The following is a 24,911-nucleotide window of genomic DNA, read 5'->3' as shown; positions in this document are numbered from 1 at the left end:
TCGTCGCAATGCTTTTCGATATCCGCACCATCATCGGTGCCCTGCTCGGCCTCTACGGTGTGGTGCTCGTGGCCACCTCACTGCTGCAGGACTCCGCCGCCCAGGAGGTGAAAACCGGTGGGGTCGACGTAAATCTGTGGGCCGGGCTCGGAATGGCGGGAGTGGCAGTGATATTCGTCGGCTGGGCGCTGCTGCGTCCCGTGCAGGTGCCCGAAGTGCCCGAACAGACACTGGAGGACTTCACTCACTAGGCCTCGATCGTGCCGGGAATGCCGTCCTGCACGACGAAACTGGCACGGGTGCTGATGGGCGCGCCCGGCGAACGCACGTACGGCACCACCCGGAAGTCGTTGCGCCACAGCTCATGGTCGAGCTCGACCCGCACATAGCCGCGTTGCTTGTTGTAGAACCGCATGTGCGGATTGGCGGCCAGCAGGGCACGGCCGGTGTCGGGGAAGTCCTCGCCGTCGCCGCCCGTGCTGATCGAGGTTCCCGTGAATTCGGTGGCAACCACCGGTGATTCGGGATCGGTGTAGTCGCGGTGCAGGTCGGCGACGTAGTTCTCGTGCCGGTCACCGGTGATCACCACCAGGTTGGCCACGTCGTGGTCGACCGCGGCGCCGAGCACGGCATTGCGGTCGGCGATGTAGCCGTCCCAGGCGTCGGTGCCCAGCAACAGATCCGGGCCGGGATCGTAGTCGGATTCGGCCATGGCGACCTGGTTGCCGAGGATCTGCCAGCGCGCGGTGGACGCGGCGAAACCGTCGACGAGCCAGTCACGCTGGGCCGCACCGAGAATCGAGCGGCCGGTGGAGTACCGGTCGGTGCAGTCGAGCACCGCTTTGCCGTCGCCGCAGGCCTGTTCGTCGCGGTACTGCCTGGTGTCGATCATGGTGAATTCGGCCAGGTCACCGAAGCGGTAGCGGCGATGCAGGCGGATCGAGGAACCCGACGGGAGCTGTGCCAGGCGCATCGGCTGATGCTCGTACATCGCCTGGAACGCGGCGGCTTTGCGGCGCCGGAACAGGAACGGCAGGCGGTGCACGTCGTTGCCGAGGCCGGGGTGCTCACCGGCCCAGTTGTTGTCGAGTTCGTGGTCGTCGAAGGTGACCAGCCAGGGGAACGCGGCGTGGGCGGCTCGCAGTGGCGCTTCGGCCTTGGCCTGGGCGTAGCGCAGCCGGTATCCGGCGAGGTCGACCGCCTCGCCCTCGAGCTGCGGCGGCAGCTTCACGCCTCGCCGGGCGACCACCCACGAGGACTCGTAGATGTAGTCGCCCAGGTGGACGACGAGGTCGAGGTCCTCGGCGGCCATGTGCTCATAGGCGGTGTAGTAGCCCGAGCTCCACGACTGGCAGGAGGCGAACGCGAATCGCATCCGCTGCGTCGGCCGGTCCGGCGGCGGCGCGGTGCGGGTGCGCCCGACCGGCGAGATGGCCGAGCCCGCGCGGAAGCGGAAGTAGTACCAGCGATCCGGTGCCAGGCCGGTCACCTCGGGATGCACGCTGTGGCCGAGCGCGCGGGTGGCCACCGCCGAACCCCGGACGACGACCTTGGTGAATCGTTCGTCCTCGGCGACCTCGTAGTCGACCGTCACCGGGTCGACCGGCATGCCGCCGTACCCGTCGGGGGCCAGCGGGTCGGGGGCGAGCCGGGTCCACAGCACCACACCGTCGGGTGTCGGTTCGCCCGAGGCCACGCCGAGGGAGAACGGTTCGCCCAGGAAACGGGGTGCGGGAAACGGTGCGCTGCTCGCCGCCGACACCCCGACCGCCGCCACGATCGACCCGGCCGCGCCGTATCGGAGGAACTGCCGCCGGTCGATCGCCATGACCCGATCCTAAGCATCCCGCGCCGGGCGGACCGGGCACGCGGGGAAAGCACTGGTTGCCCGGCCGAAAGCGGCTGTCGGCGAGGCGGTTTCACCTCGCCGACAGCGCACTCAGCTGTTCGGGTAGGCGCGGGCGGCCAGGCCGAGCGCCACGTCGATCAGGAAGAACCCGAGCAGACTGAGCCCGAGCAGGGGTACGAACCACCCGATCACCACGGCCGCCGCGACGAGCGGAATCGTGATCCACAGCGACGTCTTGCGCAGTACTCCGCGCCGTGGTGGCAGCGGCAACGAGCCCGCGTGGGTGGGTCGCCGCTGCCACCACATCCGGTAGCCGAGGACGATCATGACCACGAGACCGAGCATGATCGCCAGCAGCAACAGCTGGTTGACCAGGCCGAACAGCAGCCCCATGTGGAAGGCGATACCCCAGTTGGTGAGCTTGGCCATCAGCGGCCAGTCGGCGTAGGCGAGTCGATCGGTGACTGTGCCGTTGCCGTCGACCGCGACCGAGTCGATCGTGTAGGTGCCCGGCTTGCGTAGCTCCTTGACACCGAAAGCGGCGTCCGGTTCCGCCGGAACACTGATCTCGGCGGCCTGGGTGATGCCGTTGGCCCGCGCGACCTCGTATACCCGGTCGAGTTGTGCGATCCGGAGGTGCTGATCGGCCGGTGCCGGTGTGGTGCCGCCGCCGCTGTGGTGGTCGCCGCCGGTCGTCGCCGGTGCGGCCGCGCCGGGGAGTGCCACGCTCACCGCCGGGGTGGTCCAGCTCATTTCCTCGCGCAACTTCGTCACGTTCTCACCGGCATAGACCGACCAGGTCAGACCCGTCGCCGACAGCAACAGGATCACCGGAAGCGTCCACACACCGATCGCGCCGTGCCAGTTCATCTTCCGGCGTTTCGCTTGCGAGAGATCCGGTGCCACCAGCCACCGCGCACCGTTGCGTGCACGACGCTTGCGCACCCGGTTCACCCACAGCACCAGCCCGAACAGGGCGATCACCCACAGCCACGAGGCCGCGAGTTCGCTGTAGAGCCGACCGGGTTCGCCCAGGTGCAGGCTCCGGTGGAACTCGCTGAGCCAGGCCCGCAACGGCAGCGCGCCACCACTGCCGTAGACGACGGCCTCGCCCACCGGTTGGGCAGTGTGCGGGTCGACGAACACCGAGAGGCGTTCGGAATCGCCCAGCGCGGGATCGTTGAACAGCACCCGCGTGGTTTCCCCGTCGGCCGCGGCCGGGGCGACGGCCACCAACGCGAGGTCGGGCTTGCCGGCGACCGCCGCGCCCACCTGCGCCGACAATGCTCGATCCGGCCCGGAGGTCTGCACCTGGAGCAGATCCCGCGACACGAACCCTTCGATCGTCGGCGCGATCGCGTACAGCGCGCCGGTGAGTGCCGCGATCAGGATGAACGGGGCGACGAAGAACCCCGCGTAGAAATGCAGCCGCATGGCCAAGGGAGCGACCCGCATCCCGCGCCGTGCGCGAGGTGTCCGCTCACCGTCCCCGACCGAACTCTCGGCCGGACGAATATCGGTAATACTCATCATCATTCGTTTCTGAAGTAGTGAAACCCGGTGCTCACTATCGCGAGCAGCAGCCACCGCACGAGCGTTCGCCGAAGCAGACATCGGCAGTCGCACAGAATCAGCCACGACATCCGCGCCGGAAGACACGAGCTACCGTGGCTTTCGTCGGCGTGCTCCGCGAACACGAGGTCTGTCGGGCACGAGCCCACCGAACCGCTTCGAGCGGCATGCCTCGGCCGCCGCTGCGTGAGCCACAGTGGTCGACGTCGCGAGGCGAGCTGCCAGCCGCCGGCCACGATGAACCGCCAGACCAGAGCCGCGCGAGCGCACCGACCACCGCGATCACGGCGAGCGGGCGCGCACGAAGCCGGTCGGCGGGCGAGACTCATAGCCGCCGAGCACGGGTGCATGCATTGGTGACCAGTGCACGAGATCGCGCGCACCGGGGAAAAGGTCAGAAGGCGAAGGCGAGAGGCGGGGCTCGGGTGCGCAGTGATCGCGCGGTGAGGACGCGCAGGATGACGCGGTCGCGGTGGGTCAGGCGCAGCGGCGCGCGACCGGGAATGCGCGGGGCGCGGTAGCGCTGGGGTAGGGCGCGGGCCAGCAGGGCGCCCGCGGCGCGGTAAGCGGCTTCGGCGCCGATGACGACCACCGCGGCGAGGACGGCCGCGACGGTGTGGGCCGTGAGCATGCCGAGGCCGAGCGAATCCTCCACGTGGTGTCCGTGACCGGACCAGCTCATCGTGGTGTGACCCACGAGCTGACCACCCAGCAGCACCACCGCGAGCCCGAGCGCACCGTGACGCACCGGCCCGGCCACCAGCGCGCCGACCACCGCCGACACGGCCGCCAGCAGCACGACCGTTGTGCTGCCGGGCATCGCGCTCCCGGCGGCCAGCCCGTGGGCGGCCAGCGACAACGCACCCGACATCGAGCCCGCACAGGCACCGCGCACGCGCGCGCCGAGGGCACGCGACGGCGCGGACGCCTGCCGGAACTCGATGATCACCGGCCGATGATAAAGCACCGCCGAGACAGGTCCCGACGGTGCGACGGGATCACTGCCCGTCGATGTCCATCTCGATCAGCGGCTTGCGCAGCAGTTTGCCGGTCGCGTTGCGGGGGAGTTCGTCGAGGAAGATCACTTCGCGCGGCACCTTGTAGCGGGCCAGGTTCTGGCGCACGAAGTCCTTGATCTCGTCGGCATCCCGGGCGGAGTCGGGCCCGGGCACGACGAAGGCGCGCAGACGCTTCCCGTAGTCGCGGTCGTCGACACCGACCACGGCCGCTTCGAACACATCGGGCCGGCCCGCGATGAGGTTCTCCACTTCGAGTGGGAAAACGTTCTCACCGCCGGACACGATCATGTCGTCGTCGCGGCCGTCGATGTAGAGCAGGCCGTCTTCGTCGAAATGGCCCACGTCGCCGCTGGACATCATGCCGTCGACCATTTCCTTGGTCCGGCCGTCGGTGTAGCCGGTGAAGGCGAAACCGTTGTCCACGAAGATGGTCCCGGTGACGTTCGGCTCGGTGATCGGCTTGCGGTTCTCGTCGAGCAGCACGATGCGGATACCGACCGGCGGCTTGCCCGCGGTGGTCGGCGACTTGCGCAGATCCTCGGGAGTTGCCACGGTCATCACCGCGCATTCGGTGGAACCGTAGAGGTTGTAGAGGCTGTCGCCGAAGTAGTCCAGGCAGCGGGTCACCACATCGGGTGCGATGGCCGAGCCCGCCGCGAAGATCACCTTGATCGTGGACGGGTCGTACTTCGCCAGGATCTTCTCGTCCAGGTCGAGGATGCGCTGCAGCATCGTCGGGACGACGACCAGCGAATCCGCCCGGTACTTCACGATATTGGCCAGGGTCTGTTCCGGGTCGAACTTGCGCTGCTGGAAGATCACCCGGTTGCCCAAGGCCAGCCCGAGGGTGAACTGCGACAGACCGGTGCCGTGGAAGATCGGCGCCGCCATGATCATCGTGCCGTTGTAGGGCAGCGGCACCCGGTCGACGAACTGGGCCGACGCGAACGGGCTCACCTTGTCGCGCGGCGCGCCCTTGGGAGTGCCGGTGGTGCCGCTGGTCAGGATCACCATGCCGCCCGGCTTGCTCGGCGGCGTCAGCGGTTCCACCGAGCGCCCCGAGATCAGCGATTCGACCGTCGGGATCGACGGATCCACACCGTGCGCCTCGTCGACCCAGGTCAGGATGCGCGGGATCTCGGCGGGAATGGCGCTCATGAGATCCATGAACTCGCTGTCGTGCAGCACCGCCTTGACCTTCTCGCGGGTGGCCACATCGGCGAACTGCGGTTTGGCGAAACCGGTGTTCATCAGGACCGCGCGCACGCCGAGCTTGCCCGCCGCGAGCAGGCTCAGCACCATGCCACGGTGGTCGCGCGCCAGCACCGCGATGACATCGCCCTCGCTGATGCCGCTTGCGCGCAGCCCGCGGGCCAACGCGCTCGACTGCTCGTCGAGCAGCCCGAAGGTGAGCTCACCGCGTTCGTCGACGATCGCGCCCGCACCGGGTCGCGTCTGGGCGGCGTGCATGACCACACCGGCGAACGGGCCGAATTTCGACACATTGCGGAACGAGCGCGCGGCATGGTCGAGGCGCAGGGGGTTGAACAGCTTGCGGTCGACCATGACCTTGACGCCGAGGGCGAAATCGCCCGCACGCCGAGCCGTGCCGCCTAGCGCGGGCAGAGACAGAGACATCGAACAGCCTTTCGGCAGACCGAGCCCGCGTCACCGCGGGGCCGGACCGCGTCTTCGAGATCCAGTGCTGGTGCTAACAATAGCAAGCACGGGGCTCTTACTGTGTCGCCCGTCTCAGCCCTGAGACATCACTGTGACACCTCATAGTCGATGAGCACCCGGCGCAGGATCTTGCCGGTGGCATTACGGGGCAGTTCCTCGACGAACACCACCTCGCGCGGCACCTTGAAGCGGGCCAGGTTCTCCTTCACGTGCGCCTGCAGCGCGCCGGCGTCGGGCGTCTGGCCCGGCTCGGGGACGACGAAGGCGCGCAGGCGCTTTCCGAACTCGGGGTCGTCGACGCCGACCACCGCCACATCGAACACCTGCGGGTGCTCGATCAGCAGGTTCTCCACCTCCTGCGGGTAGACGTTCTCGCCGCCGGAGACGATCATGTCGTCGTCGCGGCCGTCGACCATGAGCAGGCCGGACTCGGTGAAATGGCCCATGTCGCCACTGGACATGAAGCCGTCGATGATCTGCTTGTGCCTGCCGTCGGTGTAGCCCTCGAACGGGGCACCGCTGCGCACGAAGATCCGGCCCTTGGCGCCGGGTTCGCGGACCGGCTGGTCGTTCTCGTCGTAGAGGCGGACCTCGCAGGTGATGGGGGAGCGGCCGACCGTGCCCGGCGCCTCCGCCAGCTCGGCGGGGTTGGCGATGGAGGCGATGGCGACCTCGGTGGAGCCGTAGAGGTTGTAGAGCACCGGCCCGAACACCTCGGTGGCCCGGATGCACAGCTCCGGGGTGAGCGCCGACCCGGCGAACAGGATGACCTTCAGCGACGACAGGTCGTACTTCGCCCGGACCTCGGCGGGCAGCTCGGTCATCCGGTGCAGCATCGTCGGCACGCAGACCAGCATCTCCACCTTGTGCTCGGCGATCGAGGCCAGCGTGGCCTCGGCGTCGAAGCGGCGCCGCATCACGATCTTGTTCGACAGGATGGTGCCGACCAGCCAGGTACCGAGACCCGTGCTGTGGAAGATCGGCGAGACGATCATCATCACGCCGCGCTTGGGGAAGGGCACCCGGTCGACGAACTGCGCGGTGGCCATCGGCGTCACCTTGGTGCGCGGCGCGCCCTTGGGCAGGCCGGTGGTGCCGCTGGTGAGGATGATGAAACCGCCCGGCTTGCTCGGCGCGGGCAGCGGCTCGGCGGAGTTGGCGGCGATCAGGTCGTCGAAAGTTGTTGCACCGGCGGGGATCTCGGTGCCCTCGTCGACCCAGGTGAGGTAGCGCGGCAGGTCGGCGGGCAGGGCGTCGAGCAGGCCGAGGAACTCGCTGTCGTGCAGGACCGCGCGCACCTTCTCGCGCTCGCACACCTCGGCGAACTGCGGTTTGGCGAACCCGGTGTTCATCAGCGCGATGCGCGCCCCGAGCTTGCCCGCCGCGATCATCGACATGATGAGACCGCGATGGTCGCGAGCCAGGACCGCGATCACCATGCCCTCGCTGATCCCGGCCGCCTGCAGACCACGGGCCACCGCCGTGGACTGGTCGTCGAGTTCGCGGTAGGTGAGTTCCCCGCGTTCGTCGGCCAGGGCGACTTGTTCGGGGGCGACGCGGGCGGAGTGCCGGACCAGGGTGGCCTGCGGGCCGTAGATCTTGGACTCTTTCATCGTCCGCAGGGTCTCGAGCGGTTTCGTGGGATCGGAGACGCCACGCGAACGCAGAACACCGAGGGCTTTCACCGTTTCGAGAAGATGGGCCACGCTCACTCGTCTACCTCCACACATTGTTGGTCTTCGCTGCTCACGGTAGCAGTGTGGTGGCCTGCGTCACAGTGGTAAATCAGGACAATTGGGACAATTCCCAATCATCGCTGCGCGCTCGCCAACGCGGCGAGCAGCGGAACAAGCCTGCCCTCGGGCACCTCGAAGCGGCCGAGACCCGCGGTCTGCAACCAGCCGACCGCCGCCAGTTGGCGCAGATGCTGATAGATCTCGGCCGAGGTGCCCAGTTCGGCGATGGCCGCCAGGTCCGCGGCGGTGCGGCGACCGTACACGATCTCGCGCAGCAGCCGCAGGCGAACCGGATCGGCAAGGGCGGCAAGGCAATTGGCTGCTTCGATGGTCCAGATGTCGCCGACGATGGCATCGGTGGCGTACTGCGCCTGCCAGTCCACCCGCTCACCCGTCGGCAGCTTCAGCGCGCCTGCCAGCAGGACGCCGCCGTTGCGGTCGCCCGCGTCGTCGAATTCCGCGCGCAACCGCGCCACCGCCCACGGCAGCCGCTCGTCGGTGTGCGGGGTGCCTTCGAGGGCGGCGACCCGCCGCTCCAATGCCTCGAGTCGCTCGTCCAGATCCACGCGGTCAACCTACGCCACCGCCGGATCCGCTGTTGCCCCGACGCGAACACCCCGGGACCATGCGGACCCGGGGTGTCGTTGTCGGTGCGAATCAGCGCGTGACGGCGCCGAACGACGGCTGCTGGATGTGGCCGAGCCGGTAGGCGTAACCGTCGGGCTGGCCGGCGTCGGGCCAGCGGTGCCACAGGCTGCCGTACACCGCGGCGACGATCAGGCCGCCGCCGGTGTTCAGCGGCGCGGTGCGGATGGTGGTGTCGACGGGGACGTCCATGTGCTCGGTGAGCACGGCGGTCCCGCTCTGCCCGTTCGACAGGTTCAGCCACATCACCTCGAGCTTGGCGCCGTTCTGATTCGGCGAGATGGTGCCCGGTCCGCCGAAGAAGCCGAAGCGGAAACCGTCGACATCGAGCGCGATACCCGAGCCGTACACGCCGGGACCGCCACCGTTCTGGCCGATATCGGAGGTGGCGGGGATCTGGAACGGCTGGGCCGGCAGGGCGACATCGACCGTGCCGTCGGCGACGAGCTGGTCGAGGGCGGCGAGCGCGCCGGGGTTGCCAGCGACGGAGGTACGCAGCTGGGACACGGCGGCAGCCACGTCGACGGTCTGGGTCTCGGTGGGTTCGGCGACGGCGGGGCCGGCGAAAACAATGGCGGCGGCGACCGAGGTCGCGGCTACCGCGGTGGTGAAACGACGCATGAAACTCTGCATAACCAGCTCTCCTAGAGTGTTCCTGGTACAGCTTTTCCTGTCGCTGGCACCGTAACGGAGACCTGGATCACGTTTATCGGCCGCCCCCGCGAAAATACAGTTCAGGGCATCGGGGCGACGTGCACCTTGTATCCGCGATACAACTCGGGTTTCGCGGTGAGCACCGGCATGTCGAGATTCTGCGCGGTGAAGACGACCGGGGCGATGAGCGGCCAATCGGTGTGATTGTCGGCGATGGGAACGGTGGTTCCCGTGCGAATGGCGCCGGCCGCGTCGAGATCGGCCCAGCGCACCGCGACGCGGTTGTCGAGCAGGCGGCCGAGTTCGTCGACATTGTCGACCGCGCGCATGGCGGCCATCAAGCTCACCGTCGGCACCACCATGATGCGGCGCTGCTGGGTGAACTGGCGCATGATGACCTGCCCGAACAGCGGGGACAGGGCAAGCGAGGTGAGGGCGGTGTGGTCGGCGACGCTCACCGGCGGCTCGCGCTCGTGCCGTCGAGCGCGCCCATCACCTTGCTCAGTTTCGCCTCCGCCTCGGCGATGTCTTCGGCGGAATGCTGTTTGATCCGGTCATCGAGCCTGCCGAGGATCTGTTCGCGCAGGTCGTCGTTGAAATAGGCGGGCGGCAATGCCGCGTGCCGCAACACTTCCGCCGGTACCACTGCGACCAATTCTTTCCCCTCCCTGGTGACGATCACCGGTCGTCCGCTCGCGGACACCCCGTCGAAAACACTACCGAGCTGACCTCGTAATTCGGTCAGCGGAACACTCTCGTAATCGGCCATATCCCACTGTACATCGCTGTGTACAGTGGGATACGGCGAATTCGACTCAGGCGGCCTTGCGGGCCGGTTCGCTGCGGTACCGGGTGACGGGACCGTCGATACCGAGCAGCCGCCACGCCAGGCGCGAAACCGGGTTCATCAGGCCGCTGTTGGTGGCCAGCGCACGCACATCGCCGAAGATATTGCGCATCATGGTCTGCGATTCCGGGTTCGACCAGTAGGCGTCGCGCATCACTTCGGCGGGGATGTCGAACTTCTCGACGAACTCCTTGGGCGGGGTCATGATCATGTCGAGCATGATCCGCATCGCGAGCGGGAACAGCACCGACAGCAGGGATTTGGTGACCACGTTCATGCCCGGCACGTTGCGGCGCAGGTACTCGTGCGCGAAGGAGATGTGGCGGGCTTCCTCGGCCACGTGGATCTGCATCACCCGGTGCACCATCGGATGCAGGTCCACACCGCCGCGCAGCAACGACTTCTGCAGGTGATCGATCGGTTCCTCGCCGCCGAGGATCATCGTGAAGAACAGCTCGGGGAAGTACTTGACCGCGGGCCAGATGATCATCGTGAGCTTGCGGTCGATCGTGCCCATGCCGATCACATCGCGGTAGCCGATGCGGTTGATCATCTCCTGGAACATCATCGTGTGGTTGCACTCTTCGGCAGCCTCGTGCGTGACGTACCGGAATTCCGGATCACCGTTGGGTACCGAGATCAGGTACTGCATCAGACCGCGGATGAGCAGCTGCTCGAAATCCAGGCCGACCTTGGCGATACCGGCCTGGCGCCACATCCCGATGGCGATCTGCTTCTCGAGCGGTTGCGCCCTGTACCAGGGGTGACGGCCGAGCGGGTCCTCGTCGGGCATGACCCAGCGCGGGTCGTCGCTGTGCACGGCGAACTCGGGCGAATCCCAATCGATGTCGACATAGGGATCGAAGTGCCGGTTCACCGAGCCTTCGGACAGGTTGCGCAGGATCTCGTGGTACTCGGGATCGGTCGCGGTGTTCTTGGCTGTCGACAGCATCAGCGGTGTCTCCTTCGTGTGGCGCAGCTCGCACGTTATATGAGACCCAGGGTCTCAGACAAGTGTCGACTCGCCGTAGGATGAGGCTGCTCCACGGAATCCGACCGCTCGCCGCGTACCGAAGGAGTGAGAACCCGATGGCTCGACTGACACCGGAGAAGGCCCGCTGGCCCGCACTGAAGGTCGACACCTGGTCCGATACCCGCGACACCCTGCACATGTGGTCGCAGATCGTCGGCAAGCTGAAGATGGCGGGCACGCCGCTGATCAACCATTGGTGGAACGTCACGTTCACGGTGAGCGCGCGGGGGTTGGCCACCGGCGCCATCCCGGTCGACGGCCGCATTCTCGACATCGAATTCGATTTCGCCGCACACGAACTCGTGCTGCGCACCAGCGACGGACGCCGGGCCACGCTCGCGCTGCGACCACGCACGGTCGCCGATTTCTACGCCGAGCTCGTCGAGGTGCTCGGACGCTTGGACATCACGGTCGATATCGAGGCCTCGCCGAACGAGGTCGACCCCGCGATCCCGTTCGCCGAGGACACCGTTCATCAGTCCTACGACGCCGATGCGGTCGGCGTCTACTGGCAGCAACTCGTGCAGGCGAATCGGGTGTTCCAGCTGTGGCGAGCAGGCTTCGCCGGAAAGTCCAGCCCGGTGCATCTGTTCTGGGGTTCGCTCGACCTGGCGTGTACCCGCTTCTCCGGGCGTAGCGCGCCGACGCATCCCGGCGGGGCGCCCAACTGCGCGAACTGGGTGATGGAGGAGGCGTATTCGCGTGAATGCGCCAGCGCGGGTTTCTGGCCCGGCGGCACCGAAGGCATGTTCTACGCCTACAGCTATCCGGCCCCCGACGGATATTCGTCGCGGCCCGCGGGGCCCGACGGCGCGCACTGGGACACGGCACTCGGCGAGTTCGTCCTGCCGTACGAGGTGGTACGTGAGTCGGACGACCCCGACGCCACCCTCCTGCACTTCCTCGATACGACCTACGCCGCCGCTGCCGATCTGGCCGACTGGGATCGGGCGCTGCTCGATGTGAACCCGTACCGCCTGGACCGCCGCCTCCACGCCGACGACGCGGCAACCATCTGAGGTCACTCCCGTTCGGCGGTCTTCTCCGCTGTTTCCCGGCGGTGCCGATAGAGCAGAATCCCCGCGGCGACCAGCCAGATCACCGCGTAGACGACCGCCCGCATCGCACTCCAGTTCGCGACGAGCAAACCGATCGCCGCGCCACCGGCTGCGCCGAGGATGATGACGGCATTCGGCTTCGAGTTCTTCCCCACGGTGGGAATCATCGCACGTCGATGAGTTTCGTGCGTTCGTGTCGTCGGTACCGGTAGCGAACGACGAATGGGAGACATGGTCATGGACGACGCGCAGGTGCAGAACTGGGTGCGAGCCGAACGGCTCGCCCTCGCCGACTTTCTCGAAGACCTCACCCCCGGCGAATGGGCCACCCCGTCACTGTGCCCGGGCTGGACGATCCACGACGTCCTCGCCCACGTCAGCACCACCGACACCCTGCGCGAGACCCTCGTTGCCGTCCTGCGCGCCAAGGGCAACTGGAACCGGATGAACGCCGAGCTGGCCACCACCCGCGCCGCCCGCCACACCCCGGCCGAACTGCTCACCGAACTCCGCGCCTTCGCCGACTCGACCCGCCGCGCACCCGGCGCGGGCGTCCTCGACCCCTTGGTCGACATCATCGTCCACGGCCAAGACGTGGCCCGCCCCCTCGCGCGCCCCTACGACACCCCCGTCGACCGCGTCGTCCCCGCCCTCGACTACGCCATCGCCAGCCGCTTCTACGGCGCCAAGAAACGTTTCCGCGCAACCCGATTGACCGCCACCGACACCGACTGGACCTACGGCGAAGGCCCCGAAGACATCAAAGCCCCTGCCATCGACCTCCTACTTCTCGCCACCGGTCGGCCGGCTTAGCCGACCGACCGCTTCATGCATGTTTTACAAAAAAGTGTCACACTTAAAGCTATGGCTACTGTTCCAGTTCGTGAACTCTCGCACCACACGGCTCGGTGTCTCGCGCTGGTGAAATCGGGGGAATCGGTGGACATCACCGAGCGTGGACGTGTTATCGGGCGCATCGTTCCGGTCGACCCGGATGGCGATGTGCGCTCCAGACTCATTGCGCAGCGCCGGGCACGTCCGGCTACACAAGGACGTGCTGAGTTGCTGGCGCAGCTGCGCCGTGGCTCGACCGACACCGATAGCGACAACGCTGTCAGCGCCGCCTTGCAGGATCTCAGGGACGGCGAACGCTACTGATGCTGTACTTCGACACGAGCGCGTTGGTGAAGCTGGTCCACCGGGAGGCAGAGACCGATGCGCTGCTCGATTGGCTCGGCGAGCGAACCGAGATGGCGTGGCTGACTTCAGCGCTGGCCGAGGTGGAACTCGTCCGGGCGGTCCGGGTGGCCGCGCCCGCGGATTTGATCAATGTGCCCGCCGTGCTGGCACGGGTGGACCGCGTGGAGATCGATCCGATTGTGCGGGCGGATGCCGCTGCGGTGTCACCGCCGTCGATCCGCTGCCTCGATGCGATCCATCTCGCGACCGCGCTGGAGCTCGCCGCCGATCTGACGGCATTGGTGACCTTCGACAAGCGCCTGGGCGAAGCGGCCGAAGCTGCCGGCTTGAACTGGGAGTCTCCGGGTTCGTCGAGGTGAGCTACGAATACGAAACCGGTGCGGATCTGCATGATCCGCACCGGTTTCGCTAACCGATCACTTCAGTTCGGCGCTGGTCTTGCCGAGGATGCGCCGGGCGACGATCAGCTGCTGGATCTGCTGGGTGCCCTCGAAGATGTCGAGGATCTTCGAGTCGCGGCCCCACTTCTCCAGGAGCAGGCGCTGCGAGTAGCCGAGCGCGCCTGCGAGTTCCACGGCCTTGAGGGTGACGTCGGTGCCGGTGCGGCCCGCTTTGGCCTTCGACATCGAGGCCTCGAGCGAGTTCGGCTTCTTGTTGTCGGCCATCCACGCCGCGCGCAGGGCGAGCAGGTAGGCCGCCTCGTAATCGGCTTCCATCCGCAGGAATTCGGCCGCCGCGGCGTGCTGGTTCATCGCGGGGGTGTCGTAGGAGATGTCGACACCTGCCTCGGTGAGGATGGTGCGCAGCTCCTCGAGCGCGGCGCGGGCGACACCGATGGCCATCGCGGCCACCAGCGGACGGGTGTTGTCGAAGGTCTGCATGACCCCGGCAAAACCCTTCTCCACGTTCACTTCCGGCGAACCGAGGATGTTGTCCTTCGGAATGCGGCAGTCCTGCAGCAGCAGCACCGCGGTGTCGGAGGCCTTGATGCCGAGCTTGTGCTCGAGCCGCGCCACCGAAAGACCCGGAGCGTCACGAGGGACGACGAACGACTTGATCGCCGCCCGGCCGAGGCTCTTGTCCACCGTCGCCCACACCACGATGTGGGTGGACCGCTCACCGGCGGTGACGAAGATCTTCTCGCCGTTGAGCACCCACTCGTCGCCGTCGAGCACGGCGGTCGTCGACACGGCCGCGGAGTCGGAACCGAAGGCGGGCTCGGTGATGGCCATCGAGGCCCACACCTTGCCGAACCGCTCCAGCTGCTCGTCGGTGGCCACCGCGGCGATCGCGGCATTGCCGAGGCCCTGGTAGGGGATGGTCAGCAGCAGGCCGACATCACCCCACGCGGTTTCGAGGGTGTTCATCAGCGACGACATGTTGCCGCCGTTGGCGTTGGCTGTCAGCAGGTCGGTGGCGGTGTCGCCACGGCCGCCGGAGGCGCCGCCGATCTGCTGGGTGCCCGAGTCGGCGAGGCCCTCGACCATGGCCGACATGGTGTCGAGTTCGACCGGGTACGCGTGCTCGGCGAGGTCGTACTTGCGCGAGATCGGGCGGAAGATCTGGGCGGCGACCTGGTGGGCCTGGTTGGCGCTCGCCTTCAGCTTCTTGGGGAGTTCGAGATTGATCATGGGAAGTCTCCTGGAAGGTAAGAAAAGCGGCCGCTACACCAGCACGATGCCCTCGGCGACGCCGATGGCACGAAGATCGCGATACCAGCGCTCGACCGGGTGCTCCTTGGTGAAGCCGTGGCCGCCGAGCAACTGCACACCGTCGAGGCCGATCTGCATGCCCTTGTCGGTGGCGAGCTTGCGCGCCAGCGCCGCCTCACGGGCGAACGACAGGCCCTGCTCCGCGCGCGAGGCGCCGCGCAGGGTGACCAGGCGCAGACCGTCGAGCTCGATCGCGATATTGGCGACCATGAACGCCACCGCCTGGCGGTGCGAGATCGGCTCGCCGAACGCCTCACGCTCGTTGACGTAGGGGATCACGTAGTCGAGCACGGCCTGACCGGTGCCGACCGCGAGCGAGGCCCAGCCGAGGCGGGCCAGCTGCACGGCGTCGGCGTACTCGGCCGCGCGGGCGGCGGCGTCACCGTCGCCGAGGATCGCGTCGGTGCCGACCGCGACGTTGTCCAGGATCAGCCGACCCAGACCGGCGGCGCGCAGACCCATGCTCGGGTCGGCCTCCACCACCAGGCCCGCCGCGTCGGACTCGACGATGAACAGCGCCGGGCGTCCGTCGAGCTCGGCCGCCACCAGGAACAGTTCGGCGTCGGCGGCCGCCGGGACCAGGCTCTTCACGCCGTTGAGGCGGTAGCCGCTGGGGGAGCGGGTGGCCTTGGTCTGCAGGGCGAACGGGTCGAACAGGGCGCGCGGCTCGCTGATGACCACCGAGGCCTGCGGCACGTTCTCGCCGGTGAAGGCGGGCAGGTAGGTGCGCTGCTGGGCGTCGGTGCCCCACTGCGACAGCGCGACCGCCACACCGCTCGGCGCGAGAATCGGCAGCGCGAGACCCATGTCGCCGTAGGCGAGGGCCTCGGCCACCAGCGAATTGGTGACCGCGCCGCGCTCGGCGGCCGCGCCCTCGAGCTCCTCGGGAACGTTGATCAGGGTGATGCCGAGTTCGGCGGCGCGATCGAGCAGATCGCGCGGGGCCTTGGCGGCCGCGTCGGCTTCGTAGGCGGCCGGGCGCAGAATTTCCCCGGCGAAATCCTTCACCGTCTCGACGATCATCTTCTGATCGTCGGTGGGGGTGAGGTCGAAGTAGTCCTTGGTCTTGGCCTCGTTGTCGGGTAGCCGCTTGGGCTCGCCGCCGCCGGTGACCTTGCCGAAGGTGCGGGTCGCCGCGCCGAGAGTCCGGAACCCGGTCTTGGTGCCCTCGTAGGTGATGCGTTCGATGGGTTTGCGCAGCTTGTACTTGCCGGCGAACTCCGACCCGGTCACGGTCGTCAAAGCGCGCATCGCAGCGCCCATCCAGTCCCGTTTGGGCTGGTTGAGGCCGACCGCGGACGTGTCGTTCGGACGTCGCTTCGTCGCGCTGTCTCGAGTGCTCATCATCACCTGATTTCCTCGGCTGTCGGGACGCTCCGTGGCCCCACTATCTTACTCTCCGGTAAGACTATCTTACTCCGGAGTAAGAAGTGCAAGGACGAACCGGGAAATCGCCGGATTCTGTCACGCTGCACAGGTGCGCGTCCTGGTATCGGTGTTCGCCCTCGTCCTGCTGGTGACCTCTGGCCGCTACGGCTATCACCGCGACGAGCTGTACTTCCTCGCGGCGGGTAGGCGGTTGGCCTGGGGCTATCCGGATCAACCACCGTTCGTGCCGCTTCTCGCGCGGGTGATGTCGGCGATCGACCCCGACGCGCTCTGGGTGCTCCGGCTGCCCTCGGTCGTCGCGGCGGCGGTGGTTGTCGTCTGCGCGGGCTGGATGGCGGGGGAGTTGGGTGGTGGGCGTGGTGCGCGGGCGCTGGCGGCCGCGGCGGTCGCGAGTGCGGCGCTGGTGCAGGGCGTCGGGCACTTGCTCACCACGACCGTGTTCGACCTCGCAGTGTGGTCGGTGGTGTGCCTGCTCGTGCTGAAACTGATTCACGCGCATGGGGACTCGTCGTCCTCGTCGGTAGTGGTCGACGGCGACACGACCGGTGATCCCCGCTGGTGGCTGCTGATCGGCGTGCTCGTCGGTGTCGGATTGCTGAACAAGGTGCTGTTGATCGTGCCGGTCGTGGCGCTCGTGGTGGCCCTACTGCTCACCGGGCAGCGAAAGGTGTTCGTCACCAGGCTCTTTCCGTGTGCCGTCGGCGTCGGCGCGCTGCTGACCCTGCCCTATCTGTGGTGGCAGGCGCGCAACGGCTGGCCGCAGTGGGAGCTGAGCCGGGCCATCGCGGGCGGATCGTCGGGGACCTCGGATTCCCCGATCATGTTCGTGCTCTTGCAGTTCGGTTTGTTCGGGCCGCTGCTGGTACCGCTGTGGGTCTACGGGCTGTGGCGGCTGTGGCATTCGCGGTACCGCGCCTTCGCGGTGGCCTACGTCCTGCTGTTCGTGCTGTTCCTCGTGACCGGCGGCAAGGCCTACTACCTCGGCGGGATGTATCCCGTGCTGCTCGCGGCCGGATCGGTCGGCCTGGCCGGTTGGCTCGGACATGCCGGAAAACGCTGGTTCGCAGCGACTTCCGTGATCGCGCTCAACGCGGTCATGTCCGCCTCACTGTTCCTTCCGGTGCTACCCATCGAGGCGATCCCACACTCGCCGACGCTGGCGATCAACTACGACGCGGGGGAAACCATCGGCTGGCCACGCTATGTCGAACAGATCGCCGCCGCCCATCCGCCCGGCGCTTCGATCCTCACCGCCAACTACGGCGAAGCGGGCGCCGTCGAACACTTCGGCACCGAATACGACCTGCCGACACCGCATTCCGGCCACAACGCCTACTGGTGGTGGGGTCCGCCGCCCGATACGGCGACGGAAGTCCTCACCGTCGGCATCGATCGCGAGCGGCTCACCGGGCTCTGTGCGAGCGTCGAACCCCGGGGCGTTCTCGACAACGGCCTGGGGATCGACAACGACGAACAGGGCGAACCGATGTTCCTCTGCGGCAATCCACTTCGTCCCTGGTCACAGGTGTGGCCGGAGCTGCGGAATCTCGGCTGACTCGCTCAGGTCGTGGGATTCAGAGCCCGTGCCGGTCCAGGAAGTCGGTCAGCAGCTTCTGCCACTCGTCGGGCCGCTCGACCATGACCACATGCCCGGCCGCGATCTCCGCGTATTCCGCGCCCGGGATCGCGGCGGCGAGGGTTCGTGAGTTCGCCGGGTCGACGAGCAGGTCGGCGGTGGTCGCCACGACGAGCGTCGGCACCGCGATCGCGGCGAGATCGGCGGTGGTGTCGACGGTTTCGACCAGCGCGGCCTGCGCGCGGGTCCCGCCGGGGATCGCGGCGGCGGTGTGGCGGACGACATCATCGACGACGGCGGCGGGCAGACCGTTCACGAAGTCGGTGGAAAAGCCGGTGAGCAGGACCAGGCGGGCGAACGCGTCGTGGGCGCCCCGGTCGAGGAGGTCCTGCCAGGCCTGCACGGCGAGGCGGGCGCGATGGTCGGGTGTGGCCAGGCCCGCGGTGAGCAGCAGCCCGGTGACTCGCTCGGGATGGCGGGCGGCGGCACGCACGGCCACCGCGGTGCCGAGGGAGAAACCGACGAGGGTGAAGGTCTCGACGCCCGCGTCGACAGCGGCCGCGACGAGCGCGTCGGCGAGGGCGTCGAGGGTCAACGGGGTGTCGTCGCCGGGGTAGTCCGAGGCGACCACGGTGTGACCGGCGGCGAGCGCGGGGATCACGGGGCCGAAATTGCTCTCGATGCCACCGCCCGCCCCGTGGGCGAGCACGATGCCGGGGCCGGAGCCGTGAACGGTGGTGTGCAGCGGAATTGTCGTCATGACGGCGACGTTAGGGATTGACATGGGTGTGAAGGTCAAGCCGAACGTGCCGATGATCACATGCTGATCGGCGAACTCGCGCACCGCACCGGGGTCGCCACCCGGCTGCTGCGCTACTACGAGGAACAGGGGCTGCTGCAACCGCGCCGCGACACCAACGGCTATCGCAGCTATCCCGAGGCAGCGGTGGCCCGAGTCGCCCGTATCCGCGACCTGCTGGCGGCGGGCCTGAACACCGAGGAGATCGCCGACCTGCTCCCGTGCGCCGAGCACGACGGACCGGTCCAGGCCTGCGAGAAATCGGTGCGCATCATGGCCGACCGGACCGCTGAGCTGGACCGCCGCATCGCCGACCTCGACCGTCAGCGTTCGCGCCTCGCCGCCCAGCTCGACGCCAGCCTCGCGAACAGCGGCGCACCGATCCCGAGTGCGAGCCGTTAGGCCGACACGTCTCGGGCGGCGCCACCGACCGTGGTCGGCCGACCCGTTCTCGCGCCGCCCCGGACGTCCAGGGCGGCGCCGAACTCATTCGCGTACGTAGAACCGCAGTGTGAGATAGGCGGTGACGGCCGCGAAGACGATGCCGACCGGTGCGATCGTGAGGGCGACCACCGCGATGTCGTCACCGGTGATGCGCGGGAAGACGTTGCTGTCGAAGAGCGGGCCGAGCGCCCGGTCGATCACCAGCGGACGCGCGATCACCAGGCCGAGGACCGCCAGCACCGAACCGACGAAGGCGGCCGCGACCGCCTCGAGCAGGAACGGTAGCTGCGTATACCAGCGCGTCGCACCGACCAGGCGCATGATGCCGACCTCCGTGCGCCGGGTGAACGCCGCGATCTGCACCATGTTGAGCACCAGCAGCATCGCGGCCAGCGCCATCACCAGCGCCAGACCGAACGCGGCATTGCGCAAGCCGTCGAACAGGCTCACCAGCCGGTCGACGAACTCCTTGTCGTTGGCGACGATCCGCACGCCCTCGCGGGCCGCGAACGCATCGTAGATGTGCTGGTACTGGTCCGCGTCGGTCATCTTCACCCGCAGCGAGGCGGGCAGGGGAGAGTCGGCGATGTACTGCACCATCTCCGGCTGGTCCTCGAACAGCTTCTTGGCCTCCTCGAGCGCGTCGGCGCGGTTGAGGAACTGCACGCTCTCCACCCCGGAGGTCTGTTTCATGTCGGCCAGCAGGGACTTGCACGGCTCGGCGGCGCAGTCGGGGTCGGACTCGGAGACCGAATCGTCGAGGTAGAAGCGCACCTCGAGGCGGCCGATGAAGAAGTTCTCGGTCTTGTCGGCCATCCGCACCGACAGCATGCCGCCGCCCAGCATCATCAACGACACCGCGGTGGTCAGGATCATCGCGACGGTCATCGTCAGGTTGCGGCGCAGGCCGTCGGCGACCTCGGTGAACAGGAAACTCAGTCGCATTATCGCCCCACCCCGTAGACACCGGTCGCCTCGTCGCGCACGAGTCTGCCGTGGTCGAGTTCCACCACCCGCCTGCGCATCGCGTCGACGATGTGATTGTCGTGGGTGGCCATCAGAACCGTGGTGCCCACCCGGTTGATCCGCTCCAGCAGCGCCATGATGTCGGCGCTGGTCTCGGGATCGAGGTTGCCGGTCGGCTCGTCGGCGAGCAGCACCAGCGGCCGGTTGACGAACGCGCGCGCGATTGCCACGCGCTGCTGCTCACCACCGGACAGCTCCGAGGGCAACCGGTTGCCCTTGCCGCCGAGCCCGACCATGTCGAGCACCTCCGGCACGGTCCGCTCGATGAACTGACGGCGCTTGCCGATCACCTCCAGCGCGAACGCCACGTTCTGTTCCACGGTCTTCTGCTGCAACAGCCGGAAATCCTGGAACACGCACCCGATGCGCTGGCGCAACTTCGGTACCTTGCGCCCCGGTAACCGGTCGACCCGGAAATCGGCCACCCGGATCTCCCCGGAGGTCGGCGCCTCCTCCTTGAGCAGCAGCCGCATGAACGTCGACTTGCCGGAACCGGACGGGCCGATGATGAAAACGAACTCGCCCTTGTCCACCTCGACGGAGACGTTGTCCAGCGCCGGCCGCGTCGACGTTTTGTACGACTTGGAAACGTTGCGCATGGTGATCACGAGGAGCCAGTGTAGCCAGCGGGCTGCTCGTGACGGGTGCCCCGACGACGTCGGCGGGGCGCTACTGGGTGGGATTCACCCAGGACGGGACGGAATTGATCAGGGTCACCGGCTCGGTGGTCGTGCCGTCGGCCGGCTTCACGAACAGGTAGACGACGAAGGTTGATACCCAGGTGGCGATCAAGATCGCCGTGGACTTACGCGGTTTCACTGATTCCTTCCTTACGCAGGGCGGCGGCCACACGCACGCGCAGCTCACGCCCCACCTCGAATTGTTTGCCTGGCAATGTGCGGGCAACCATCCGAATGTTCATCTCGTCGAGCGACAGATCCTCCACGCCCATCACCGAAGGCTCGTCGAGCAGCAGCGGTTTCAGGCGGGCGTCCTGGTAGGCCTTGGTGCACACCTCGTGCAGCACCTCGTTGATCTTGTTGATGTCGGCTTGGGCCGACACGGGCACATCGATCGCGGCGCGCGCCCAGTCCTTGGACAGGTTGGTCACCTTCACGATCTGGCCGTTGGGGATGGTGATCACCTCGCCGTCGGCGTTGCGCAGCGTGGTGATGCGCAGGGTCACGTCCTCGACGGTGCCCTCGGCCGGCTCGGCCGAGCCGGTGACCGCGATCTGCACCACGTCACCGAACCCGTATTGGCGTTCGGTGATGAGGAAGAACCCGGCGAGGATGTCCTGCACGATGCGCTGGGCGCCGAAACCGAGCGCCGCACCGAGCACCGCCGCGGGCGCGACGAGGCCGGTCACCGAAAAGCCGAGGCGCCGAAGAACTTCCATGCCGACCAGCACGTACACAATGGTCAGCACCACCCAGGTGATGACCTGGGCGAGCGCGTGCCGGTGCTTGGCCGCCTCGGTGCGGACCAGGGCGTCGCTCGAGTGGAACGAGGCATCGATCTTGGTGGTCACCCGGTCGCGCACGAACGCCGCGAACCGGCCGAACAGCATCGCCCCGACGACTAGTAGGACGATCTCCAGGCCGCTGGAACGCAGCCAGGCGGTGATCTCCGTACCGCCGTTCATCGCGAGCACAGCGTTCATCGCGTCGCCCCGTGGGGCGCGCGCAGGCACAGTTCCGGTCCGTTCGAACACACACCAGAAAGGTTACAGGCCGGTCACGGCGCGTCGTCAAACGTGAACAACGACACCATCGGCGAGCGAATCGCTGGCTATGCGTCGGCCTGTTCGCGCATGCGCCAACGGATTCCGGATTCGATGAATCCGTCGATGTCACCGTCGAGCACCGCCGAGGGGTTGTTGACCTCGTAGTTGGTGCGCAGATCCTTGACCATCTGGTACGGATGCAGCACGTAGGAGCGCATCTGGTTGCCCCACGAGGCGCCCTCGTTGGTCTTGAGCGCGTCCATCTGGGCCCGCTCCTCCTGGCGCTTGCGCTCGAGCAGCTTGGCCTGCAGCACGCGCATGGCCGAGATCTTGTTCTGCAGCTGCGACTTCTCGTTCTGGCAGGTCACCACGATGCCGGTGGGGATGTGGGTCAGGCGAACCGCCGAGTCGGTGGTGTTGACGCTCTGTCCACCGGGGCCCGAGGAGCGGTACACGTCCACCCGGATGTCACCGTCGGGGATCTCGATGTGGTCGGTGGTCTCCACCACGGGCAGCACCTCGACCTCGGCGAAGGAGGTCTGGCGGCGGCCCTGGTTGTCGAACGGGCTGATCCGCACCAGGCGGTGGGTGCCCATCTCGACCGACAGCGTGCCGTAGGCATAAGGCGACTTCACCGCGAACGTGGCGCTCTTGATGCCCGCTTCCTCGGCGTAGGAGGTGTCGTAGACCTCCACGCTGTACTTGTGCCGCTCCGCCCAGCGGATGTACATGCGCATCAGCATCATCGCCCAGTCGGCGGCGTCGACACCACCGGCACCGGAGCGGATGTTGACCAGCGCGTCACGCTTGTCGTACTCGCCCGAGAGCAGGGTGCGCACTTCCATCGCCTCGATGTCCTCGCGCAGCGACGCCCGTTCGGCGTCGGCGTCGGCGAGGGCCTCGGTGGCGGCCGCGCCCTCTTCGGCCTCGGCGAGCTCGTAGAGCACCGGCATGTCCTCGAGCCGCTGGCGCAGGTCTTCCACCCGGCGCAGTTCGCTCTGGGCATGCGACAGCTCGCTGGTCACCTGCTGGGCGTGCTCCTGGTTGTTCCAGAGTTCGGGATCGGCGGCCTGGTGCTCGAGTTCATCGATGCGGCGGCGCAGCTCCTCGACATCGAGGACCGACTCGACCGTCTTGAGCGTGGTGTCGAGTTCGGCGAGGTCGGCGATAACGTCAGGATGCACGATGTCCAAGGTTACCGGTCGGCACCGACACGGCGAAACACGCGTACCACCACGTCAGCCCGCGACGGCACGCAGACCACCCGGGCGGCGGCCGACGAGGTCGACCAGGGCGGCGGCGCTCGCCGCATCGGCGGGCAGCAGAACGTAGAGCTGCTGATCGTCGTCGATGGACAGATCGAGCGATTCGTAGGCCAGCCGCAGCTCACCGGTCTCGGGATGGCTGATCCGGTTGATCCCGCCCGAGGGCGGCAGGCCGGGCAGGCGCGCGAGCCGGTCGGTGAAGGCGGAGCCCGCGGTGACGGTGAGTTCGTCGACAAGCGCGGCGACCATCGGGTCGGCGCGGAACGGGCCCTGTTTGAGCGACGCGACCAGCTTGTCGGCCGCCTGATCCCAGTCCGGGTACAGCTCGCGCGCGCCGGGATGGGTGAAGACGAAACGCGCGATATTGGCGGGTTCGCCCTGGTCGAACAGGCCGCTGGGCCCCATGAGCCTGCGGTAGCCCTCCGTGCAGGCGAGCACTTCGGTGAACCGATTGGTGATCGCGGCGGGTGCGGGTTCGAGCTGGTCGAGGATCGCGCGGACAGTCGGGCGCACCGTGCGGTTGGGTCCGTTCTCGGCCGCTCCGCAGCTGAAACCGGACATGCCCTTGGTGAGCTGATGCAGATGCACCCGTTCGCGCGGGGTCAACCGCAGCGTCTCGGCCAGCGCCGACAACACCGGCGGCGAGGGATGCCGGTCGCGTCCCTGCTCGAGCCGGATCAGGTACTCCACGCTCACACCCGACAGCATCGCCACCTCTGCGCGGCGCAGACCGGGCGTCCGCCTGCGCGCGCCCGCCGGCAGACCGACCTCCGCGGGGGAGACCGACTCGCGCTTGGTGCGCAGGAACAGACCGAGTTCGTTGTCGCTCACCGCACCGACGGTACCGAGCCTCGCGCCGGTGAGAGTGGCCGTGCCACTACCACTCTCAGCGTGGTCTCCCTGCCGGGTCGCCGAGCGACGACATTGGGTTGCACCGGCCGATCGGGGCCGGCACCGAAGATTCGAGGAGCACACCGTGTCCGCATTGAAACTCGCGATCATCATCGGCAGCGTCCGCGACGGGCGGTTCGGCCCTGTGGTCGCCGAGTGGTTCGCCGCGCAGGTCGACGATCGGTTCGATGTCGATGTGATCGATCTGGCGGAGTTCGATCTTCCGGCCGAACTGCCCGCGGTTCCGCCTGCGATGGACCCTGATCCCGCGCGGCCTGCCGGGATGGTGGCGTTGTCCGATCGGCTTGCTGCTGCCGACGCTTATGTTGTTCTGACGCCCGAGTACAACCGGAGTTATCCGTCGGCTCTGAAGACGGCTATCGACTGGCACTTCACGCAGTGGGATCGCAAGACGATCGGGTTTGTCGGGTATAGCGGGGGGACCGGGGGTGTGCTTGCTATCGAACATTTGCGTCAGGTTTTCAACGAACTCAATGCACATACTGTTCGGGATTATGTGTCGTTCCCTCGTTATTACCTGTCGTTCGACGAGGATGGTCGGCTGCGGGAGCCTGAGGGGTTCGAGGCTGCGGCGAAAGCGATGCTCGATCAGCTGTTTTGGTGGGCGACGGCGTTGGCGGGTGCTCGATCCGTGGCGGTTTCTGCTTGATCTTTGGGGGTGTCGTCTGCCGGGAACTCGGCCACATGGGGCTACTCGAGTGCGTCACTCTGCCGGGCTCTCAGCCGTGCGGAACTGCCTTGGTGTTTTGTGCACCACAAAGGGATTGGG

The 24,911-nt window shown here is 67.5% G+C and carries 28 protein-coding genes; 8 read left to right on the top strand and 20 right to left on the bottom strand.

Annotated features, from left to right (window positions below; genetic code table 11):
- Positions 1–8 precede the first annotated feature (8 nt).
- Entirely contained in the window at positions 9–251 is a 243-nt protein-coding gene (locus NCO8_RS06485; RefSeq protein ID WP_067637271.1) for a hypothetical protein, read from the top strand.
- Here NCO8_RS06485 and NCO8_RS06480 read toward each other — a convergent pair.
- The 10 genes from NCO8_RS06480 to NCO8_RS06435 form a co-directional block, all read right to left on the bottom strand.
- Positions 248–1,828 carry an alkaline phosphatase D family protein gene (locus NCO8_RS06480; protein WP_067637270.1) on the bottom strand — a complete coding sequence of 527 codons (1,581 nt, stop codon included), beginning with the start codon at positions 1,826–1,828 and terminating at the stop codon, positions 248–250. The genes NCO8_RS06485 and NCO8_RS06480 overlap by 4 nt on opposite strands.
- A 111-nt stretch (positions 1,829–1,939) precedes the next feature.
- Entirely contained in the window at positions 1,940–3,379 is a 1,440-nt protein-coding gene (locus tag NCO8_RS06475; protein ID WP_084456711.1) for a PepSY-associated TM helix domain-containing protein, read from the bottom strand.
- A gap of 436 nt (positions 3,380–3,815) precedes the next feature.
- Complete coding sequence (locus NCO8_RS06470) at positions 3,816–4,370, bottom strand: hypothetical protein (protein WP_067637266.1); 555 nt, start codon at positions 4,368–4,370, stop codon at positions 3,816–3,818.
- Between the two features lie 49 nt (positions 4,371–4,419).
- On the bottom strand, positions 4,420–6,078 hold the full coding sequence (locus tag NCO8_RS06465) for an acyl-CoA synthetase (RefSeq protein ID WP_067637265.1): 1,659 nt from the start codon (positions 6,076–6,078) through the stop codon (positions 4,420–4,422).
- A gap of 128 nt (positions 6,079–6,206) precedes the next feature.
- Positions 6,207–7,850, bottom strand: coding sequence for an acyl-CoA synthetase (locus tag NCO8_RS06460; RefSeq protein ID WP_067637262.1), 1,644 nt, complete (start codon positions 7,848–7,850; stop codon positions 6,207–6,209).
- A gap of 80 nt (positions 7,851–7,930) precedes the next feature.
- Entirely contained in the window at positions 7,931–8,422 is a 492-nt protein-coding gene (locus NCO8_RS06455) for an ArsR/SmtB family transcription factor (RefSeq protein ID WP_067491622.1), read from the bottom strand.
- Between the two features lie 91 nt (positions 8,423–8,513).
- Positions 8,514–9,134: a hypothetical protein gene (locus NCO8_RS06450; protein ID WP_067637260.1), complete on the bottom strand. Its 621-nt coding sequence runs from the start codon at positions 9,132–9,134 to the stop codon at positions 8,514–8,516.
- Positions 9,135–9,235: 101 nt separating this feature from the next.
- Entirely contained in the window at positions 9,236–9,613 is a 378-nt protein-coding gene (locus NCO8_RS06445; protein WP_067491626.1) for a PIN domain-containing protein, read from the bottom strand.
- Positions 9,610–9,924 carry a type II toxin-antitoxin system Phd/YefM family antitoxin gene (locus tag NCO8_RS06440; RefSeq protein WP_067491628.1) on the bottom strand — a complete coding sequence of 105 codons (315 nt, stop codon included), beginning with the start codon at positions 9,922–9,924 and terminating at the stop codon, positions 9,610–9,612. The genes NCO8_RS06445 and NCO8_RS06440 overlap by 4 nt, the downstream gene beginning before the upstream one ends.
- Before the next feature lie 46 nt (positions 9,925–9,970).
- Entirely contained in the window at positions 9,971–10,954 is a 984-nt protein-coding gene (locus NCO8_RS06435; RefSeq protein WP_067637258.1) for an AurF N-oxygenase family protein, read from the bottom strand.
- A 137-nt stretch (positions 10,955–11,091) separates the two neighbouring features.
- Between NCO8_RS06435 and NCO8_RS06430 the strand changes: the two genes are divergently transcribed.
- Complete coding sequence (locus tag NCO8_RS06430) at positions 11,092–12,054, top strand: DUF5996 family protein (protein ID WP_067637256.1); 963 nt, start codon at positions 11,092–11,094, stop codon at positions 12,052–12,054.
- Positions 12,055–12,056: 2 nt separating this feature from the next.
- Here NCO8_RS06430 and NCO8_RS06425 read toward each other — a convergent pair whose 3' ends face one another.
- Entirely contained in the window at positions 12,057–12,248 is a 192-nt protein-coding gene (locus NCO8_RS06425; protein ID WP_157104802.1) for a hypothetical protein, read from the bottom strand.
- A 67-nt stretch (positions 12,249–12,315) separates the two neighbouring features.
- Between NCO8_RS06425 and NCO8_RS06420 the strand changes: the two genes are divergently transcribed.
- From NCO8_RS06420 to NCO8_RS06410, 3 genes are read left to right on the top strand one after another with little or no spacing between them, the layout of a single operon-like run.
- On the top strand, positions 12,316–12,906 hold the full coding sequence (locus NCO8_RS06420) for a maleylpyruvate isomerase family mycothiol-dependent enzyme (RefSeq protein WP_245655264.1): 591 nt from the start codon (positions 12,316–12,318) through the stop codon (positions 12,904–12,906).
- Between the two features lie 51 nt (positions 12,907–12,957).
- On the top strand, positions 12,958–13,251 hold the full coding sequence (locus NCO8_RS06415) for a type II toxin-antitoxin system Phd/YefM family antitoxin (RefSeq protein ID WP_157104801.1): 294 nt from the start codon (positions 12,958–12,960) through the stop codon (positions 13,249–13,251).
- Positions 13,251–13,652, top strand: coding sequence for a type II toxin-antitoxin system VapC family toxin (locus NCO8_RS06410; protein WP_067637249.1), 402 nt, complete (start codon positions 13,251–13,253; stop codon positions 13,650–13,652). The genes NCO8_RS06415 and NCO8_RS06410 overlap by 1 nt, the downstream gene beginning before the upstream one ends.
- 57 nt (positions 13,653–13,709) lie before the next feature.
- Here the strand turns inward: NCO8_RS06410 and NCO8_RS06405 are convergent, their stop codons facing one another.
- Both NCO8_RS06405 and NCO8_RS06400 read right to left on the bottom strand, forming a co-directional pair.
- Positions 13,710–14,924, bottom strand: coding sequence for an acyl-CoA dehydrogenase family protein (locus NCO8_RS06405; RefSeq protein ID WP_067637248.1), 1,215 nt, complete (start codon positions 14,922–14,924; stop codon positions 13,710–13,712).
- A gap of 33 nt (positions 14,925–14,957) precedes the next feature.
- On the bottom strand, positions 14,958–16,355 hold the full coding sequence (locus NCO8_RS06400; RefSeq protein WP_372462137.1) for an acyl-CoA dehydrogenase family protein: 1,398 nt from the start codon (positions 16,353–16,355) through the stop codon (positions 14,958–14,960).
- Between the two features lie 127 nt (positions 16,356–16,482).
- On the opposite strand from NCO8_RS06400, the gene NCO8_RS06395 reads away from it, so the two are divergent.
- Positions 16,483–17,949, top strand: coding sequence for a glycosyltransferase family 39 protein (locus NCO8_RS06395; protein ID WP_067637244.1), 1,467 nt, complete (start codon positions 16,483–16,485; stop codon positions 17,947–17,949).
- A gap of 19 nt (positions 17,950–17,968) precedes the next feature.
- Here the strand turns inward: NCO8_RS06395 and NCO8_RS06390 are convergent, their stop codons facing one another.
- Positions 17,969–18,730 carry an alpha/beta fold hydrolase gene (locus NCO8_RS06390; RefSeq protein WP_067637513.1) on the bottom strand — a complete coding sequence of 254 codons (762 nt, stop codon included), beginning with the start codon at positions 18,728–18,730 and terminating at the stop codon, positions 17,969–17,971.
- Positions 18,731–18,790: 60 nt separating this feature from the next.
- Between NCO8_RS06390 and NCO8_RS06385 the strand changes: the two genes are divergently transcribed.
- Positions 18,791–19,171 (top strand): MerR family transcriptional regulator, encoded by a 381-nt coding sequence (locus NCO8_RS06385; RefSeq protein WP_067637242.1) that lies wholly within the window; start codon positions 18,791–18,793, stop codon positions 19,169–19,171.
- 84 nt (positions 19,172–19,255) lie between these two features.
- Here the strand turns inward: NCO8_RS06385 and ftsX are convergent, their stop codons facing one another.
- The 6 genes from ftsX to NCO8_RS06360 all read right to left on the bottom strand — a co-directional run bounded on the left by ftsX (position 19,256) and on the right by NCO8_RS06360 (position 24,061).
- Positions 19,256–20,158 (bottom strand): permease-like cell division protein FtsX, encoded by a 903-nt coding sequence (gene ftsX, locus NCO8_RS06380; RefSeq protein ID WP_067637240.1) that lies wholly within the window; start codon positions 20,156–20,158, stop codon positions 19,256–19,258.
- Positions 20,158–20,838, bottom strand: a complete 681-nt coding sequence (ftsE, locus tag NCO8_RS06375) for a cell division ATP-binding protein FtsE (protein ID WP_210740346.1) — start codon at positions 20,836–20,838, stop codon at positions 20,158–20,160. The genes ftsX and ftsE overlap by 1 nt, the downstream gene beginning before the upstream one ends.
- Positions 20,839–20,908: 70 nt before the next feature.
- Positions 20,909–21,058 carry an Rv3103c transmembrane domain-containing protein gene (locus tag NCO8_RS31130; protein ID WP_157102088.1) on the bottom strand — a complete coding sequence of 50 codons (150 nt, stop codon included), beginning with the start codon at positions 21,056–21,058 and terminating at the stop codon, positions 20,909–20,911.
- Positions 21,045–21,902, bottom strand: coding sequence for a mechanosensitive ion channel family protein (locus NCO8_RS06370; protein WP_067491648.1), 858 nt, complete (start codon positions 21,900–21,902; stop codon positions 21,045–21,047). The genes NCO8_RS31130 and NCO8_RS06370 overlap by 14 nt, the downstream gene beginning before the upstream one ends.
- 128 nt (positions 21,903–22,030) lie before the next feature.
- Positions 22,031–23,149 (bottom strand): peptide chain release factor 2, encoded by a 1,119-nt coding sequence (gene prfB / locus NCO8_RS06365; protein ID WP_067491755.1) that lies wholly within the window; start codon positions 23,147–23,149, stop codon positions 22,031–22,033.
- 54 nt (positions 23,150–23,203) lie between these two features.
- The gene (locus tag NCO8_RS06360; protein ID WP_067637238.1) at positions 23,204–24,061 is read right to left on the bottom strand and encodes a helix-turn-helix transcriptional regulator; all 858 of its coding nucleotides are present in this window, start codon (positions 24,059–24,061) and stop codon (positions 23,204–23,206) included.
- 145 nt (positions 24,062–24,206) lie between these two features.
- Here NCO8_RS06360 and NCO8_RS06355 point away from each other — a divergent pair, with 145 nt between their 5' ends.
- Complete coding sequence (locus NCO8_RS06355; protein WP_067637236.1) at positions 24,207–24,791, top strand: NADPH-dependent FMN reductase; 585 nt, start codon at positions 24,207–24,209, stop codon at positions 24,789–24,791.
- Positions 24,792–24,911: the final 120 nt, after the last annotated feature.

This window comes from Nocardia coubleae NBRC 108252, assembly GCF_001612805.1.
In the GTDB taxonomy this organism is placed as follows: Bacteria; Actinomycetota; Actinomycetes; order Mycobacteriales; family Mycobacteriaceae; genus Nocardia; species Nocardia coubleae.
Note: the sequence above shows the minus strand (reverse complement) of the source record. Positions and strands in the feature narration are given on the sequence as shown.

Bases quoted from the DNA above. Each gene is read 5' to 3' on its own strand.
- NCO8_RS06480 (WP_067637270.1), bottom strand. From the start codon at position 1,828: ATGGCGATCGACCGGCGGCAGTTCCTCCGATACGGCGCGGCCGGGTCG.
- NCO8_RS06420 (WP_245655264.1), top strand. From the start codon at position 12,316: ATGGGAGACATGGTCATGGACGACGCGCAGGTGCAGAACTGGGTGCGA.
- NCO8_RS06465 (WP_067637265.1), bottom strand. From the start codon at position 6,078: ATGTCTCTGTCTCTGCCCGCGCTAGGCGGCACGGCTCGGCGTGCGGGC.
- NCO8_RS06370 (WP_067491648.1), bottom strand. From the start codon at position 21,902: ATGAACGCTGTGCTCGCGATGAACGGCGGTACGGAGATCACCGCCTGG.
- NCO8_RS06390 (WP_067637513.1), bottom strand. From the start codon at position 18,730: ATGACGACAATTCCGCTGCACACCACCGTTCACGGCTCCGGCCCCGGC.
- NCO8_RS06415 (WP_157104801.1), top strand. From the start codon at position 12,958: ATGGCTACTGTTCCAGTTCGTGAACTCTCGCACCACACGGCTCGGTGT.
- ftsE (WP_210740346.1), bottom strand. From the start codon at position 20,838: ATGCGCAACGTTTCCAAGTCGTACAAAACGTCGACGCGGCCGGCGCTG.
- NCO8_RS06475 (WP_084456711.1), bottom strand. From the start codon at position 3,379: ATGAGTATTACCGATATTCGTCCGGCCGAGAGTTCGGTCGGGGACGGT.
- NCO8_RS06430 (WP_067637256.1), top strand. From the start codon at position 11,092: ATGGCTCGACTGACACCGGAGAAGGCCCGCTGGCCCGCACTGAAGGTC.
- ftsX (WP_067637240.1), bottom strand. From the start codon at position 20,158: ATGCGACTGAGTTTCCTGTTCACCGAGGTCGCCGACGGCCTGCGCCGC.
- NCO8_RS06435 (WP_067637258.1), bottom strand. From the start codon at position 10,954: ATGCTGTCGACAGCCAAGAACACCGCGACCGATCCCGAGTACCACGAG.
- NCO8_RS06410 (WP_067637249.1), top strand. From the start codon at position 13,251: ATGCTGTACTTCGACACGAGCGCGTTGGTGAAGCTGGTCCACCGGGAG.
- NCO8_RS06460 (WP_067637262.1), bottom strand. From the start codon at position 7,850: ATGTGTGGAGGTAGACGAGTGAGCGTGGCCCATCTTCTCGAAACGGTG.
- NCO8_RS06450 (WP_067637260.1), bottom strand. From the start codon at position 9,134: ATGCAGAGTTTCATGCGTCGTTTCACCACCGCGGTAGCCGCGACCTCG.
- NCO8_RS06440 (WP_067491628.1), bottom strand. From the start codon at position 9,924: ATGGCCGATTACGAGAGTGTTCCGCTGACCGAATTACGAGGTCAGCTC.
- NCO8_RS06385 (WP_067637242.1), top strand. From the start codon at position 18,791: ATGCTGATCGGCGAACTCGCGCACCGCACCGGGGTCGCCACCCGGCTG.
- NCO8_RS06405 (WP_067637248.1), bottom strand. From the start codon at position 14,924: ATGATCAATCTCGAACTCCCCAAGAAGCTGAAGGCGAGCGCCAACCAG.
- NCO8_RS06485 (WP_067637271.1), top strand. From the start codon at position 9: ATGCTTTTCGATATCCGCACCATCATCGGTGCCCTGCTCGGCCTCTAC.